This window comes from Brucella grignonensis (assembly GCF_002252505.1).
GTDB lineage: Bacteria > Pseudomonadota > Alphaproteobacteria > Rhizobiales > Rhizobiaceae > Brucella > Brucella grignonensis.
The window spans coordinates 37,087-53,022 of sequence record NZ_NNRL01000154.1 but is presented as its reverse complement, the minus strand read 5'-3'; the positions used below and the strand labels follow the sequence as shown (position 1 = coordinate 53,022).

The window sequence follows — 15,936 nt, the reverse complement described above, 5'->3', positions numbered from 1 at the left end:
GAAAACCACATGATCCAGAAGAACTGGCAGGAATTGATCAAGCCGAACAAGGTGGAATTCAACACCAACGGCTCTCGCACGCATGCAACCGTCGTTGCTGAGCCGCTGGAACGCGGTTTTGGTTTGACGCTCGGAAATGCACTGCGTCGCGTGCTTCTGTCGTCGCTTCGCGGCGCTGCCGTGACCGCCATTCAAATCGATGGCGTTCTGCATGAATTCTCTTCCATTCCGGGCGTCCGCGAAGACACCACGGATATCGTTCTGAACGTTAAGGAAATCGCCATCCGTATGGAAGGCGAAGGCCCGAAGCGCATGGTTGTCCGCAAGGAAGGCCCGGGCGTTGTTACGGCTGGTGACATTCAGACTGTTGGCGATGTCGAGATCCTTAATCCGGATCACGTCATTTGCACGCTGGATGAAGGCGCTGAAATCCGCATGGAATTCACCGTCAACACCGGTAAGGGCTATGTGCCTGCCGACCGTAATCGTGCGGAAGATGCTCCAATCGGCCTTATTCCGGTTGACAGCCTTTACTCGCCGATCCGCAAGGTATCGTACAAGATTGAGAACACCCGTGAAGGTCAGGTTCTCGATTACGACAAGCTGACGCTCAACATCGAAACCAATGGTTCCGTGAGCGGTGAAGATGCAGTTGCTTATGCAGCGCGTATCCTTCAGGACCAGCTCGCGGTCTTCGTCAACTTCGAAGAGCCACAGAAGGAAGCTCCGCAGGAACAAGTTGCGGAACTCGCTTTCAATCCGGCTCTGCTCAAGAAGGTAGACGAGCTCGAATTGTCGGTACGTTCGGCAAACTGCCTGAAGAACGACAACATCGTCTACATCGGCGATCTGATCCAGAAGACGGAAGCCGAGATGCTGCGGACTCCGAATTTCGGCCGCAAGTCGCTCAACGAGATCAAGGAAGTTCTGGCATCGATGGGTCTCCATCTTGGTATGGAAATCCCAGCCTGGCCGCCAGAAAACATCGAAGATCTCGCCAAGCGCTACGAAGACCAATATTAAGACCGGCATATCCCGGTACGTTACGAATTAAAGGAGAAGGCCATGCGCCACGGTAATGGACAGCGTAAGCTGAACCGCACTGCCTCGCATCGCAAGGCAATGTTCGCCAACATGGCGGCTTCGCTCATCGAGCATGAACAGATTGTGACCACGCTTCCTAAAGCTAAGGAAATCCGTCCAATCGTAGAAAAGCTTGTCACTCTCGGCAAGCGCGGTGACCTGCATGCACGTCGTCAGGCGATTTCCGCCATCCGCGACGTTAAGCTGGTTGCTAAGCTGTTCGACACGCTGGCTGCACGTTATGCAACCCGCAACGGCGGCTACATCCGTATCATGAAGGCAGGCTTCCGCACCGGCGACAATGCGCCGCTCGCAGTTGTCGAATTCGTTGAACGCGATGTTGATGCCAAGGGCAAAGCTGATCGCGCACGCGTTGAAGCTGAAGTTGCTGCAGCAGCTGACGCAGCGTAATCTTACGCGACATAGCATATTGAAAGGGCCGCCTCGTGCGGCCCTTTTTGCATTTAGAGCGTGTTTCGATCTAATTGAAACAGATCGACGCTCTAAACCTCTGATTTAACGCGTATCTTTTCCCAGAGCCGTTTCACGCTTTTCGGGACGTGCTCTAAAAGCAATTTGATCTGATTGTAATCAAGGCTGATAGTCTTGCGATAATTCATTACGAAGCTGTAATGCGCTTTGCCTTATTCCAGCCCTTTATCCTTGGCCTTGTTATCTCCATATTGCCTGTAATGATCCGAGGAATCGGAATCTTGATTATGGAAACTGGAGTTTGCGAATGAATTGGCGACGTTATGGAATTACGGGTCTGGTTCTTGCATCGATCAGTATGGTCACCTTGCCAGCGATCGCTCAGGAAACCGCTGTTCCTGCTCAGGGCAAACAGATCCCTCTAAGTCGCGCAGATATGCAGCTTTCCTTTGCGCCTCTTGTGAAGGAAACAGCACCAGCTGTCGTCAATGTGTATGCCGCACGACAGGTGCAGGCGCGTTCGCCTTTCGCAGGTGATCCGTTTTTCGAACAATTCTTCGGTAATCAGTTTGGTGGTGGTAAATCGCGAACCGAGCAATCGCTCGGCTCGGGCGTCATCGTCGATGCATCTGGTATTGTGGTCACGAATAATCACGTCATCAAGGATGCTGATGAGATCAAGGTGGCTCTCTCTGATGGCCGACAGTTTGAGAGCAAGGTTCTGCTTCGCGATGAAACCACGGATCTGGCTGTACTGAAAATAGATGCCAAGGAGAAATTCCCGGTATTGGCTCTTGGGAACTCCGATGAGGTCGAAGTTGGCGATCTGGTTCTGGCGATAGGCAATCCGTTCGGGGTGGGGCAAACAGTGACGAGCGGTATCGTTTCGGCCCAGTCAAGAACCCAGGTTGGAGTTTCAGATTTCGACTTCTTCATTCAGACCGATGCTGCGATCAATCCCGGTAACTCCGGTGGTGGTCTCCTTGATATGCGCGGTCGTCTGATTGGTATCAATACGGCAATTTTCTCGCGGTCTGGTGGTTCGGTGGGCATTGGCTTTGCCATTCCATCGAACATGGTGCGCGCAGTTGTTGATGCCGCATTGAGTGGGAGTTCAAGCTTTGAACGCCCATTCATTGGCGCTACCTTCCAGAACATCACGCCTGATGTTGCCGAGAGCCTCGGCATGGATAAGTCGTTCGGTGTTCTTGTGACAGCTGTTATCAAGGGTGGTCCTGCGGAAGAAGCCGGACTGAAAGTCGGTGACGTGGTCCTGTCGGTTCAGGGGGTGCGTGCCGACAATGTTGATGTACTTGGTTATCGCCTATCGACAGCAGGTATCGGAAATACCGTTACGCTGGATATTGTTAGGAATGGCAATGAAAGCAAGCTGCCAGTGAAACTGGTGAAAGAGCCAGAAGCCAAGCCACAGCAAAAGCAGACCATCAAAGGGGACAATCCATTTGAGGGTGCAGTGGTTGAGGAGCTTACCCCCGCGATGGCATCCAAGATGCGACTGCGTGACGGTGCACGCGGCGTCATCGTCACAGATGTTATAGTCAATTCGCAAGCAGCCCAGCTTGGTTTGCGTCAACGGGACATTATTCGCGGCATCAATGGCAATCCGATCCGCACAATTGCCGATCTGATAACTGCGTTGAGCAACGGGCGTGGTCTGGCATGGCGACTTGAAGTGGAACGCAATGGCGCATTGATCCGCCAGTTTGTACGCTAGAGCGCGCTTCGATCTGATTGGATCAGATCGGCGCTCTAAATATTTGTTTTAACGCGCATCTTTGTCCGAAAACCGTTTCACACTTTTCGGGATGCGCTCTAATACACCGTCCCAAACAGTTGCATGTCGTTTCAGGCGAGACTATGCCTGAAACGACATTTGCTTTTCTGACATTGAGCGCCGCGAAATGAGTGATCTATTCTCCACTGCATCTGATCCGAATGCGGACCGTAACAGGCCACTTGCTGATCGCTTGCGCCCGCGTCATCTGTCGGAGGTAACCGGCCAGGAACACCTGACAGGACCGGAAGGTGTGCTAACGCGTATGATTGCATCCGGGTCGCTTGGGTCCATGATTTTCTGGGGACCTCCGGGCACTGGCAAGACAACCGTTGCCCGGCTGCTTGCTGGCGAAACCGAACTCGCTTTCGAACAGATCTCGGCGATTTTTTCGGGTGTAGCTGATCTGAAGAAGGTGTTTGAATCAGCACGTGCACGACGCATGTCGGGCCGTCAGACCTTGTTGTTTGTGGACGAAATTCATCGCTTCAACCGCGCGCAGCAGGATAGTTTCCTACCGGTGATGGAAGATGGTACGGTTATTCTGATTGGTGCCACGACAGAAAACCCTTCGTTTGAACTTAATGCCGCTTTGCTGTCGCGGGCGAGGGTACTGACATTCCATCCGCATGATGGCACAAGCATTGCAACGCTTCTGATGCGTGCGGAAGAACAGGAAGAACGTCCGTTGCCTCTGGATGATGAGGCTCGGGCAAGTCTTATCCGAATGGCCGACGGAGACGGTCGTGCGGCCCTGACGCTTGCTGAAGAAGTATGGCGTGCCGCCCGACCTGATGAAGTGTTCGATGCCGAAAAACTGCAGTACGTGGTTCAACGCCGTGCCCCGGTTTACGACAAGGGACAGGACGGGCATTACAACCTGATTTCGGCTCTGCATAAGTCTGTGCGTGGCTCTGATCCTGATGCCGCTCTTTATTATCTCAGCCGCATGTTCGATGCTGGCGAAGACCCGCTTTATCTGGGGCGCCGGCTGGTTCGGATGGCGGTTGAAGATATTGGCCTTGCCGATCCACAGGCGCTTGCAATATGCAATGCTGCGAAGGATGCCTATGATTATCTTGGCTCGCCCGAAGGCGAACTCGCTTTGGCGCAAGCCTGCGTTTATCTCGCGACAGCACCCAAATCAAACGCGGTTTATATGGCTTACAAAGCCTCCATGCGTGCGGCGAAGGAAAATGGCTCACTGCTTCCACCCAAGCATATTCTCAACGCGCCGACGAAGCTGATGAAGAATGAAGGCTATGGCGATGGTTATGCCTATGACCACGATCAGCCGGATGCGTTCTCAGGCCAGGATTATTTTCCAGAGGCGATGGGACGGCAGGTTTTCTATGATCCGCCGGAGCGTGGCTTTGAGCGCGAAATTCGTAAACGGCTTGATTATTGGTCACGCCTGAGAGCAGAACGCCAAACTCGGCGCTGAACGCATATTTTCGTTTCTGTGTCAGAGTTGTGTTTCAATGGCTGCTTTATCGAGAACAGACCAGACTTTACTGATTTTTTTGTCCGCAAATTCGTAAAAAACATTCTCGGAAAACTGGATCTTCCTGCCATTAATGGGGAGCCCAAGAAAGTCTCCGACTGGTGTGCAATCAAAATCCAAGCGGCTCGCAACGATTGGCGGCTCCACAACCAAGAGACCTATATTGAATTGCAGATCGGGTATTTGCTGAAAATCTCGAATGAGCATATCGCAATATCCCTCGACACCCAGCCTCCGACCATTGTGTTGGACACCCTCTGTCACATAAAGCTTTAGCGATGCCCAGTCCTGCGCAATTGAGGCAGGATATATACTCGTTATAAATTTCGCGAAGCATTTGCGCATTCATCAAACTTTCCTCTGCTGATTTGTATGTGGGTGCCATCTTCGATAGACGAGTTTTACCAGCACTTGTAATTTTGGTCACAATTCGGCCTTCATCCTGCAGGCCAGAGTTAAATCTCTGTCAATTATGAGTTGCATTTCATGGTTGCACCGGACGCTTGATTCATCAATGAATTCAATCGCTCAACAACCATGAGGGGCGGTGGTAAACCATGTGGTAACCATAATAAAATCAATGTCTTAGTTTAAGTCCTCCTTAATTTTTACAATTTATCAATTTTTCTAATTGCAATGAGGTTCCCTTATGACGCGCGTTTTGTTTCTCGTCGCGCTCGTTATTCTCGGTGGCTGCGCGACCGCCCCACGGCAGGTCAGCAATGTATGCGCAGTCTTTGATCAACGCGACGGCTGGATAAATAATTGGCAGAAGGATGCGACCCGTGCTTCACGCGAGTTCGGTGTGCCTGTCCATGTTTTGATGGCGACAATTTACACTGAATCCGGGTTCCGCCCCTATGCACGTCCGCCGCGTACCAAGCTGCTTGGCTTTATCCCGTGGAAACGCGCTTCAAGTGCGTATGGCTATTCGCAAGCGCTGAACGGGACCTGGGATCGTTACAAGCGTGAGACAGGTCGTTGGACAGCTTCGCGTAGCAACTTTGGCGACGCCATTCACTTCATCGGCTGGTATCACAATCAAAGCTATCAGAAGAACGGCATTAACCGGGCTGATGCCTACAGTCTGTATCTCGCTTATTATTCCGGTCACGGCGGCTATGCACGCGGTGCCTGGCGCGGCAACGCAACCGCGTTGAACGGTGCGAGACGCGCGCAGTCGATGGCCAATCGTTATGCCACACAGCTGCGCCAATGTGGGCGGATTGGCTGAAGCACTGCGATCAAGTGTCGGCAATCTGTTGCAAACAGAACAAAACGCGTTTTAAAAGTCGCGGATGGGGATTTAAAGACACCATCCGGCCTTAATCGAAGTTATCATTCGCGACGAATCGACAATTGAGGATAACCTATACATGCTGAAGAAAATCGGGATTGCCCTTATCGGTGCCACATTTCTGGCAGGCTGCACCACCGATCCTTATACCGGTGAACAGAAGGTGTCGAACACCGCTGGCGGTGCCGCAATCGGTGCCGCTGTAGGCGCTTTGGGCGGCCTTATGGTTGGCGGCTCCAGCCGCGCACAGCGTAACGCAGTTCTGATTGGCGCAGGTATTGGTGCGCTCGGGGGCGGCGCTATCGGCAACTATATGGATCGCCAGGAATCCGAGCTGCGCAACCAGCTGCAGGGAACGGGCGTCTCGGTTACCCGTAACGGCGATCAGATTATCCTGAACATGCCATCAGCTATCACTTTTGATACCGATCAAGATCAGGTTAAGAGCCAGTTCTACCCAACGCTCAATTCGGTTGCGATTGTTCTGCGTAAGTTCAATCAGACCCTTGTCGACGTGCTCGGTCATACCGACTCAACAGGCAGTGCGAGCTACAACCAGGGTCTGTCGCAGCGCCGCGCGTCGTCTGTTGCAACCTATCTCGGCTCGCAGGGCATCGATCCTCGCCGCTTCGCAGTTATTGGTTATGGCGCCAGCCAGCCGGTGGCAACCAATGCGACACCGGATGGTCGTGCACAGAATCGTCGCGTGGAAATTCAGATTTCACCGCTTCGTGGTGCAAGCTGATAAGTTCAAAGATTCGGATATTGATCCGTTTTTTGGCGCAGCTCTTCGAAAGGAGAGCTGCGTTTTTACGTTATGAGAGCGAATCGCCGAACCCAAACACCTATTTTTTTGAACTAAAGCGTGGACAGTCGTGCAGATTACGTGTTCCTAATGTTAAGGAACAATAATAGAACAAAAAATTTATATCTATTTAAATCAACTGCTTGACCTTATTGCAAAATGAGAACAAAACAGATACAAATAGATATTGGCGATGAGCCCCCGGGGCTTCTAGCGAGACAAGAGGATGGTGTAAGATGTCTCAGAAATCATTGCGACTTGTTGAGGAAAATTCAGTGGACAAGACAAAGGCACTCGATGCGGCGCTGTCGCAGATTGAACGGGCGTTCGGCAAAGGCTCGATCATGCGATTGGGCCAGAACGAAGTGGTCGATATTGAGACCGTGCCTACCGGCTCGCTTTCTCTCGATATTGCATTGGGCGTCGGCGGTCTGCCCAAGGGACGTATCGTGGAAATCTATGGCCCGGAAAGCTCGGGTAAGACGACACTTGCACTCCACACGATTGCGGAAGCTCAGAAAAAGGGTGGTATTTGCGCATTTGTGGATGCGGAACATGCGCTTGATCCGGTCTATGCCCGCAAACTTGGCGTCGATCTTGAGAACCTTCTGATTTCGCAGCCTGATACTGGTGAGCAGGCGCTTGAAATCACGGATACGCTTGTGCGTTCCGGCGCAATTGATGTTCTGGTCGTTGACTCGGTCGCGGCTCTGACGCCACGCGCCGAAATTGAAGGTGAAATGGGCGATTCATTGCCTGGTCTTCAGGCACGTTTGATGAGCCAGGCATTGCGCAAGCTCACGGCTTCGATCTCGCGTTCGAACTGTATGGTGATCTTCATCAACCAGATTCGTATGAAGATTGGCGTCATGTTTGGTTCGCCTGAAACGACAACTGGCGGTAATGCGCTCAAGTTCTACGCATCAGTGCGTCTTGATATTCGTCGTATTGGCTCGATCAAGGAGCGTGACGAGGTTGTGGGCAACCAGACTCGCGTGAAGGTGGTGAAGAACAAGCTTGCACCTCCATTCAAGCAGGTTGAATTCGATATCATGTATGGTGCAGGCGTTTCCAAGATGGGCGAACTGGTCGATCTTGGTGTCAAAGCCGGTGTTGTTGAGAAGTCGGGCGCGTGGTTCTCCTATAATTCCCAGCGTTTGGGACAGGGTCGGGAAAACGCCAAGCAGTATCTCAAGGATAATCCGGAAGTCGCGAAAGAGATCGAAATGACGCTCCGTCAGAATGCTGGCCTGATTGCCGAGCAATTTCTTGAAGATGGCGGTCCTGAAGCGGATGATGGTCCGGAAGCTGCAGAAATGTAGAATCCGTCTTATGATGAAATGGATGAAAGCCCTGCGTATTACGCAGGGTTTTTGTTTTTTTGCTTTTAGCGGTTTCAGTTAAGACTGAATCGCTGGAACCGCTGTAACTATTTGTTTTTGGGCATTATCCTACGCAAAGCCGCTTCGCACTTTTGCTGGAAATGCTATGAACACTGTTGCATAGTTGTCGTTTTCATACTTTCCGGGAGAAATTGCTTTTATAGCGCACACTGCTTATCTGGACAGAAAAGCGGTGCCCCGTTAAAAGCGGTCAACCGAAACTCCACCTCACGGACTTTCCATGATCGGGCAGTCGAAGCGTGGCGGCATGAAAATGCCGGATATCGTTGCAACCTTGCGGGTGGTGAAAAGATAATCGATGCGCCTTGTTAAGAGGGGCGTCTCATGCAGGGCAGAAAATGTCCAAGGGTGAATTATGGCTGGCGTCAACGAGATAAGGTCCACATTCCTCGACTATTTCCGCAAGAACGGACACGAGGTTGTTTCATCAAGCCCGTTGGTTCCGCGCAACGATCCAACGCTGATGTTCACCAATGCGGGCATGGTGCAGTTCAAGAATGTCTTCACTGGTCTTGAACAGCGCCCATACAGCCGCGCGACCACATCGCAGAAATGCGTGCGCGCTGGCGGCAAGCATAACGATCTGGACAATGTCGGCTATACGGCTCGTCACCACACCTTCTTTGAAATGCTCGGCAACTTCTCCTTTGGCAATTACTTCAAGGAAGAAGCGATCAACCATGCCTGGAACCTGATCACAAAGGAGTTTGGCCTGAACAAGGACAAGCTGCTGGTCACCGTTTATCACACCGATGATGATGCCGCGAATTTTTGGAAGAAGATTGCCGGCCTTTCTGATGATCGCATCATCCGCATTGCTACGAATGATAATTTCTGGGCGATGGGTGATACCGGCCCTTGCGGTCCTTGCTCGGAAATCTTCTACGATCATGGCGATCATATCTGGGGCGGTCCTCCCGGATCCGCTGATGAAGATGGCGATCGTTTCATTGAGATCTGGAATCTCGTTTTCATGCAGTTCGAGCAGCTCTCTCCTGAGCAGCGTATCGATCTGCCACGTCCGTCGATTGATACGGGTATGGGGCTGGAGCGCGTTGCAGCGGTTTTGCAGGGTGTGCATGACAATTACGACATTGATCTTTTCAAGGCGCTGATCCGCGCATCGGAAGATGCAACTGGCGTTAAGGCTGAGGGCGATTTCCGCGCCAGCCATCGCGTAATTGCCGATCATCTGCGTGCATCGAGCTTCCTGATTGCCGATGGCGTTCTGCCGTCGAATGAAGGTCGTGGCTATGTGCTGCGCCGCATCATGCGCCGCGCTATGCGTCATGCGCAGCTGCTCGGTGCGAAAGAGCCATTGATGTGGCGTCTGCTGCCAGCGCTCATTCGGGAAATGGGGCAGGCCTATCCGGAGCTGATCCGCGCGGAAGCACTGATTTCCGAAACCCTCAAGCTCGAAGAAACCCGTTTCCGCAAGACGCTGGAACGCGGCCTTGGCCTGCTTTCCGATGCTTCGGAAAATCTCGTTGAGGGTGATCGTCTTGATGGCGAGACGGCTTTCAAGCTTTATGACACCTACGGTTTCCCGCTCGATCTCACTCAGGATGCATTGCGCCAGCGCGGCGTAACGGTCGATACCGATGGTTTCAACGTCGCCATGGAACGCCAGAAGGCAGAAGCACGCGCCAACTGGACCGGTTCGGGCGAAGCCGCAACTGAAACCATCTGGTTCGGTATCAAGGATAAAGTCGGCGCGACCGAATTTCTCGGCTATGAAACTGAAAGCGCTGAAGGCGTTATCACGGCACTCGTGCGCGATGGCGCGGAAGTGGCATCTGCGGCCGAAGGTGAAACCGTTTCCGTCGTTGTCAACCAGACGCCGTTCTATGGCGAATCCGGCGGTCAGCAGGGCGATACCGGAACGATTTCCGGTGAAGGCTTTGTCATCACCATCAAGGATACACAGAAGAAGGGCGAGGGCGTTTTCGTTCATACGGGCGAAGTTACCAAAGGGTCAGCAAAGGTCGGCGAAGCGGTCGAGTTGAAGGTTGATGGTGAGCGTCGTACGCGCATCCGTTCCAACCATTCGGCAACCCATCTTCTGCACGAGGCCCTGCGTGAAACGCTTGGATCTCACGTTGCGCAGAAGGGGTCGCTCGTGGCTCCCGATCGTCTGCGTTTCGACTTTTCGCACCCAAAGCCGATTTCGGCGGAAGAACTGACGGCTGTCGAGAACTTGGCAAATGAGATCATCCTGCAGAACGCACCGGTTTCGACGCGTTTGATGGCCGTGGATGATGCTATTGCCGAAGGGGCGATGGCGTTGTTCGGCGAAAAATATGGTGACGAAGTCCGTGTTGTTTCGATGGGAACGGCTAAGCACGGCGAAAAGGCTGGCAAGGCTTACTCTGTCGAGCTTTGCGGCGGCACGCATGTTCGTCAGACGGGTGATATCGGCCTCGTGCGCATTCTGTCCGACAGTGGTGTCGCTGCCGGCGTTCGCCGCATGGAAGCACTGACCGGCGAGGCGGCTCGCTTGTACCTCGAAGAGCAGGATGAACGCGTCAAGGCAATCGCCGGTGTTCTTAAGACAACGCCATCAGAAGCACTTGAGCGTGTCAACGCTTTGGTTGATGAGCGTAAGAAGCTGGAACGTGAACTTGCAGAAGCCCGCAGACAACTGGCGTTGAGTGGCGGTGCATCTGATGGCGGCAGTGCTGTGGAAACCGTCAATGGCGTCAATTTCCTCGGCAAAGTTGTGACCGGCGTTTCGCCGCGCGATCTCAAGCCGCTTGCTGACGAAGGCAAGAAGCAGGTTGGTTCAGGCGTTGTTCTCTTCATCGGCGTTGGTGAAGATGGCAAGGCAAGCGCGGTTGCCGCTGTGACTGAAGATCTGGTTGGTCGTTTCAGCGCGGTTGATCTGGTGCGTGCTGCATCCGGCGCCCTCGGTGGTGCTGGCGGCGGCGGTCGTCCAGACATGGCGCAGGCCGGTGGCCCAGATGGCACCAAGGCAAACGAAGCGATTGCCGCTGTAAAGGCGCTGATCGTCTGATCGATTGCTGATTAGAGCGCATCCCGAAAAGTATGAAACGGTTTTCGGACAAAGATGTGCGTTAAAACAAATATTTAGAGCGCCGATCTGATCCAATCAGATCGAAACGCGCTCTAAAGCGAAAAGGCCGGGAATTTCCCGGCCCTTTTTATTCGGCGTGAACTTTCCGGTTATCGTCGGGAGCTTCTTCGCGTTCATCGAGACCATAGTCCCGCAACACGCTTGCGACGCGCAAACGGTAGTTTTCAAATACACCGCCGCGTCCTTTCGTCTGTGCAATCCGATGGGTGGGCAAGTTGCGCCACTGTTTGACAGCTTCTTCGTCACGCCAGAAAGAGAGCGACAACAGCTTTTCTGGCTTAACCAGACTTTGAAAGCGTTCGATGGATATGAAGCCGTCGATTTTGACCAGATCGGCCCGCAGGCTTGCAGCGATATCGAGATATTGCTCGCGCCGCTCATCATCCGCAGGCCAGACTTCAAAGATAACGGCGATCATGGCTTGATAAACTCCGCATGTGGGGCCGATTGCAGTTTGAGAAAGATACGCTCTTCCGAGCGGATAAACTGTTCTCGCTTTGCAAAATCATAGTTTGCCCGACCGATTGGATCCGCGGCCAGACGTGCGCGAAACTGTTCATAGGCAGCAAGGTCTTCGACGGAATAAACACCATAAGCTGTTGTGGTGGAGCCTTCATGCGGCCCGAAATAACCAATCAGGTTTGCACCGCAACGTGGGCTCGCTTGTCCCCAATTGCGCGCATATTCCGCGAAAGCGTCGGCTTTAAACGGGTCGATCTGATAGCGGATGAAACAGGTAATCATTTTTGTCTCCTGAAATTAACTGGTTTGCTGGAGACGTTTTAGCCTATTGAACTTCATCCATACTTCGGTTAGCATCGAAGTATGAAAGACGGACCGATCATAGCTTCTGTTGCAGCCCTGCTGGGTGATCCGGCGCGTGCAAACATGCTGACCGCGCTGATGGACGGACGTGCTTTGACAGTGAGTGAACTTGCTGCAGCAGCAGGTGTGACGATTCAGACTGCCAGCGGGCATCTCTCAAAGCTTGATGCAGCCAATTTGCTCGTAGCTGAAAAGCAGGGCAGGCATCGTTATTTCAGGCTTTCAGGTACGGATGTGGCGCAGGTTCTGGAAGGACTTATGGGGCTCGCGCAGCGAACCGGTGCCGTGCGGGTTCGCACTGGTCCTAAGGACCATGCGCTACGTAAGGCACGAATTTGTTACGATCATCTGGCAGGCGAACGTGGCGTTGAAATGCTCGACGCATCCCACAGGCTTGGTCTGATCGATGATGCCAGTGAACCTCTGCTCACGGATGAAGGGAAGTCATTTTTCTCTTGTCTCGATGTTGATGTGGATATGCTGCAAAAGGGTAAGCGACCACTTTGCCGTCACTGTCTCGACTGGAGCGAGAGGCGCAATCATCTTGGCGGCGCACTCGGCGCGGCACTCCTGAAAAACTTTATTGATAAAGGCTGGGCACGTCGGGAAGAAGGTCGGGTTATTACCTTCTCGTCTAACGGCGCCCAGGCTTTTGCCAAGATTTTTCAGCTTTAGCTATTGTTTTGAGCTGCTGCGGCGGCGTCATCCAGTTCATTGGCGCGCTTCATGGCCCGGCGATCTTTCAAACGATCCCAATAGGCCGTAAAGGCAGGCTTTCCTGGCAATGTGCCGAAGCGCAAACCCCAGCCGATGTGTGAGCCGACATAGACATCGGCTGCGGTGAAGCGTGAGCCGGTAATATAAGGGTGACGGGAAACCGCTTTTTCGAGCGTATTCACGACGGTATCGTAATTGCCATACCCCACCATGCCTTGTTTGTCGGCAGGTACTTCATAGCCCAACGCATGATTGGATAGGGCGGCTTCGACCGGACCCGATGTGAAGAAAAGCCAGCGATAGAAATCGGCACGCTCGTCAGGATGGGGAGCAAGACCAGCTTCAGGGAACGTGGTCGCAAGATAGGCACAGATGGCCGCAACTTCTGTCACGATATCTTTGCCGTGGCGTAGAGCAGGCACCTTGCCCATCGGATTGATGGCGCAATAATCAGGCCCTTTCATGGGCGGGCCGTAATCGAGGATTTCGACATCATAGGGCTGCCCGATTTCCTCTAACATCCAGCGCGCAATGCGCCCGCGTGACATGGGGTTGGTGTAAAGCTTCAAATCGCTCATTTTTCATCCTCCCTGCAAGCTGAGCAACAAGATGCTCTTTCTTGCATCAAAAAGAAACGGGAATCCGGCTTTTTAAAGAGCCTTTCGATACTGGATGAAGCCAGACTGTTGGGCGATTGCGTCATAAAGACGGCGTGCGGTGGCATTGCTTTCGTGTGTGAGCCAATAGAGCCTGCCTGCGCCTTCTGCGCGCGCGAGATCGGCCACTGCCTCAATCAGGGCAGCACCGGTGCCTTTTCCACGCTGGCTGTTTTCGACATAGAGATCCTGAAGATAGCAGGTCCATTTTGGCAACCAGCAGGAGCGGTGAAAAATCGCATGCACGAAACCAACAAGACGTCCGTCGTCGTCGAATGCACCTAAAGCATGCATTGGTTCCGACGCGTCGTGAAAGCGGCCCCATGTGATGCCGGTTGTCTCTGCGGGAATGTCGACCTCGTAAAAGACCTGATAGGCTTTCCATAATGGTTCCCAAGCAGTCCGGTCTTGTGGCGTTAATGCCCGAATTGCCGACATATCAGTCCTCCCTATTTCTGAATCAACAGACTATCGGGGAGCATTTGCGCTTGCGAGGGATAAATAGTGCCGTGCAAACGAAAAACGGCGGGAAAATCCCGCCGTCTCAATGTGACTTGGCTCAGGCTCAGGCAGCCATTGCCTTCTGAAGGTTTTCGTCGATCTTGTCGAGGAAGCCAGTGGTCGAGAGCCAAGGCTGATCTGGACCGATGAGCAGCGCCAGATCCTTGGTCATGTAGCCGCTTTCAACAGTATCGACACAGACCTTTTCAAGCGTGTCGGCAAAGCGCTTCAGCTCTGCATTGTCATCAAGCTTTGCACGATGAGCAAGGCCGCGGGTCCATGCGAAGATCGAAGCGATCGAGTTGGTCGAGGTTTCCTCGCCCTTCTGATGCTGGCGGTAGTGACGGGTCACGGTGCCGTGTGCAGCTTCAGCTTCAACAGTCTTGCCATCTGGCGTCATCAGAACCGAGGTCATCAGGCCGAGCGAGCCGAAGCCCTGTGCCACGATATCGGACTGCACGTCGCCGTCATAGTTTTTACAAGCCCAAACGTAGCCGCCGGACCACTTGAGAGCAGACGCAACCATGTCGTCGATCAGACGATGTTCGTACCAGATCTTGGCTGCCTTGAACTTTTCTGCGAATTCAGCCTGATAGACTTCTTCGAAGATGTCTTTGAAGCGACCGTCATAGGCCTTCAGAATGGTGTTCTTGGTCGACAGATAAACCGGGTAGTTGCGCTGCAGGCCGTAGTTCAGCGAAGCGCGTGCAAATTCACGGATCGATTCGTCGAGGTTGTACATGGCCATTGCCACGCCAGCAGCCGGAGCCTGATAGACTTCGTGCTCGATGGTTTCGCCGTCTTCACCGACGAATTTGATCGACAGTGTGCCTTTGCCCGGGAATTTGAAATCGGTCGCGCGGTACTGGTCGCCGAAAGCATGACGGCCAACGATGATTGGCTGCGTCCAGCCCGGAACCAGACGAGGAACGTTTTTGCAGATGATCGGTTCGCGGAAGATAACGCCGCCGAGGATGTTGCGGATGGTGCCGTTAGGCGACTTCCACATCTTCTTGAGCTTGAATTCTTCAACGCGGGCTTCATCGGGTGTGATGGTTGCGCATTTTACGCCAACGCCATGTTCCTTGATGGCATTAGCTGCATCAATGGTAACCTGGTCATTGGTTTCATCACGATGTTCTACTGACAGATCGTAGTATTTCAGATCAATGTCGAGGTAGGGATGGATCAATTTGTCCTTGATGAACTGCCAGATGATGCGGGTCATTTCATCGCCGTCGAGTTCAACGACCGGGTTCGCAACCTTGATTTTTGCCATTGATAAAGCCTCTTATTTAATGCGTCGCGACCGTATAGCATCGGTGAACGCGAAGGCAAAGTGTCGGAGGCTTATTCTTTGGCCTATAGGCACATTTTCAGGCGGCGTGATGTGCAGGTTTTTGCCATTTTGAGCGTTGATCACGATAAGTTTCCTGCTCGCGTAACAATATGGCATCCGCGTCGAGTGTTGAAATTGCCGTTGTCTTATCTGTTGGGACAAGGCCGTTGACCTGCAGGGCGAGATATCGGCCACAGCAAACACGCAGGAACGATGCGAAATTATCGAGATCGTGGCCTTCGGCACGCGATTCATCATAAAGGCGACCCAGCAGGCGATTAACAGACAGATTGTCACGCGCAGCAATATCTTCCAGCGCGAACCAGAAGAAGTTTTCGAGCCGCACACTAGTCACGACGCCATCAATGCGTAATGAGCGAGTGACGCTTTGCCAAAGTTCGGGGTTCGCCCCGATGAACAGTCTGCACATAGGTTCCTCCCGAAATATCTCCCGCTTTAGTGTTGCGTAGTTTGTTGCTGCCTGC

General features: G+C 52.9%; 15 protein-coding genes and 1 pseudogene. 9 read left to right on the top strand and 7 right to left on the bottom strand.

All coding sequences use genetic code 11. From position 1 onward, the window contains the following. Positions 1-9: 9 nt before the first annotated feature. The 4 genes from CEV33_RS06950 (at position 10) to CEV33_RS06935 (ending at position 4,754) form a co-directional block, all read left to right on the top strand. Positions 10-1,023 (top strand): DNA-directed RNA polymerase subunit alpha, encoded by a 1,014-nt coding sequence (locus tag CEV33_RS06950; protein WP_094539752.1) that lies wholly within the window; start codon positions 10-12, stop codon positions 1,021-1,023. A gap of 42 nt (positions 1,024-1,065) precedes the next feature. Continuing rightward, positions 1,066-1,494 carry a 50S ribosomal protein L17 gene (rplQ, locus tag CEV33_RS06945; RefSeq protein WP_094539751.1) on the top strand — a complete coding sequence of 143 codons (429 nt, stop codon included), beginning with the start codon at positions 1,066-1,068 and terminating at the stop codon, positions 1,492-1,494. Positions 1,495-1,822: 328 nt separating this feature from the next. Next, positions 1,823-3,250, top strand: a complete 1,428-nt coding sequence (locus tag CEV33_RS06940) for a DegQ family serine endoprotease (protein ID WP_094539750.1) — start codon at positions 1,823-1,825, stop codon at positions 3,248-3,250. 187 nt (positions 3,251-3,437) lie between these two features. Next, the gene (locus CEV33_RS06935) at positions 3,438-4,754 is read left to right on the top strand and encodes a replication-associated recombination protein A (RefSeq protein ID WP_094539749.1); all 1,317 of its coding nucleotides are present in this window, start codon (positions 3,438-3,440) and stop codon (positions 4,752-4,754) included. A 21-nt stretch (positions 4,755-4,775) separates the two neighbouring features. On the opposite strand, the pseudogene CEV33_RS06930 reads toward CEV33_RS06935, so the two are convergent. Beyond that, positions 4,776-5,163 (bottom strand): annotated as a pseudogene (locus tag CEV33_RS06930) (ester cyclase). A 300-nt stretch (positions 5,164-5,463) separates the two neighbouring features. Between CEV33_RS06930 and CEV33_RS06925 the strand changes: the two are divergent. The 4 genes from CEV33_RS06925 to alaS all read left to right on the top strand — a co-directional run bounded on the left by CEV33_RS06925 (position 5,464) and on the right by alaS (position 11,332). Next, positions 5,464-6,048, top strand: coding sequence for a transglycosylase SLT domain-containing protein (locus tag CEV33_RS06925; RefSeq protein WP_094539748.1), 585 nt, complete (start codon positions 5,464-5,466; stop codon positions 6,046-6,048). Between the two features lie 142 nt (positions 6,049-6,190). Continuing rightward, on the top strand, positions 6,191-6,856 hold the full coding sequence (locus CEV33_RS06920; RefSeq protein WP_094539747.1) for an OmpA family protein: 666 nt from the start codon (positions 6,191-6,193) through the stop codon (positions 6,854-6,856). Between the two features lie 296 nt (positions 6,857-7,152). Next, positions 7,153-8,238 (top strand): recombinase RecA, encoded by a 1,086-nt coding sequence (gene recA, locus CEV33_RS06915; RefSeq protein ID WP_094539746.1) that lies wholly within the window; start codon positions 7,153-7,155, stop codon positions 8,236-8,238. A 436-nt stretch (positions 8,239-8,674) separates the two neighbouring features. Further along, positions 8,675-11,332, top strand: coding sequence for an alanine--tRNA ligase (gene alaS / locus CEV33_RS06910; protein ID WP_094539745.1), 2,658 nt, complete (start codon positions 8,675-8,677; stop codon positions 11,330-11,332). A 148-nt stretch (positions 11,333-11,480) separates the two neighbouring features. Here alaS and CEV33_RS06905 read toward each other — a convergent pair whose 3' ends face one another. Both CEV33_RS06905 and CEV33_RS06900 read right to left on the bottom strand, forming a co-directional pair. Beyond that, a complete protein-coding gene (locus tag CEV33_RS06905; RefSeq protein WP_094539744.1) occupies positions 11,481-11,831 on the bottom strand; it encodes an antibiotic biosynthesis monooxygenase family protein in 351 nt (116 codons plus the stop codon). Beyond that, positions 11,828-12,157, bottom strand: a complete 330-nt coding sequence (locus CEV33_RS06900; protein ID WP_094539743.1) for an NIPSNAP family protein — start codon at positions 12,155-12,157, stop codon at positions 11,828-11,830. The genes CEV33_RS06905 and CEV33_RS06900 overlap by 4 nt, the downstream gene beginning before the upstream one ends. A gap of 81 nt (positions 12,158-12,238) precedes the next feature. On the opposite strand from CEV33_RS06900, the gene CEV33_RS06895 reads away from it, so the two are divergent. Beyond that, positions 12,239-12,913: an ArsR/SmtB family transcription factor gene (locus tag CEV33_RS06895; protein WP_094539742.1), complete on the top strand. Its 675-nt coding sequence runs from the start codon at positions 12,239-12,241 to the stop codon at positions 12,911-12,913. On the opposite strand, the gene CEV33_RS06890 is transcribed toward CEV33_RS06895, so the two are convergent. The 4 genes from CEV33_RS06890 to CEV33_RS06875 all read right to left on the bottom strand — a co-directional run bounded on the left by CEV33_RS06890 (position 12,910) and on the right by CEV33_RS06875 (position 15,881). Next, positions 12,910-13,533, bottom strand: coding sequence for a glutathione S-transferase family protein (locus CEV33_RS06890; protein ID WP_094539741.1), 624 nt, complete (start codon positions 13,531-13,533; stop codon positions 12,910-12,912). The two genes, CEV33_RS06895 and CEV33_RS06890, sit on opposite strands and share 4 nt — an antisense overlap. 72 nt (positions 13,534-13,605) lie before the next feature. Continuing rightward, positions 13,606-14,049, bottom strand: a complete 444-nt coding sequence (locus CEV33_RS06885) for a GNAT family N-acetyltransferase (protein WP_094539740.1) — start codon at positions 14,047-14,049, stop codon at positions 13,606-13,608. Positions 14,050-14,176: 127 nt separating this feature from the next. Then, positions 14,177-15,391, bottom strand: coding sequence for an NADP-dependent isocitrate dehydrogenase (locus tag CEV33_RS06880; protein WP_094539739.1), 1,215 nt, complete (start codon positions 15,389-15,391; stop codon positions 14,177-14,179). A 97-nt stretch (positions 15,392-15,488) separates the two neighbouring features. Beyond that, positions 15,489-15,881: a ribbon-helix-helix domain-containing protein gene (locus tag CEV33_RS06875; RefSeq protein ID WP_094539738.1), complete on the bottom strand. Its 393-nt coding sequence runs from the start codon at positions 15,879-15,881 to the stop codon at positions 15,489-15,491. Positions 15,882-15,936 lie beyond the last annotated feature (55 nt).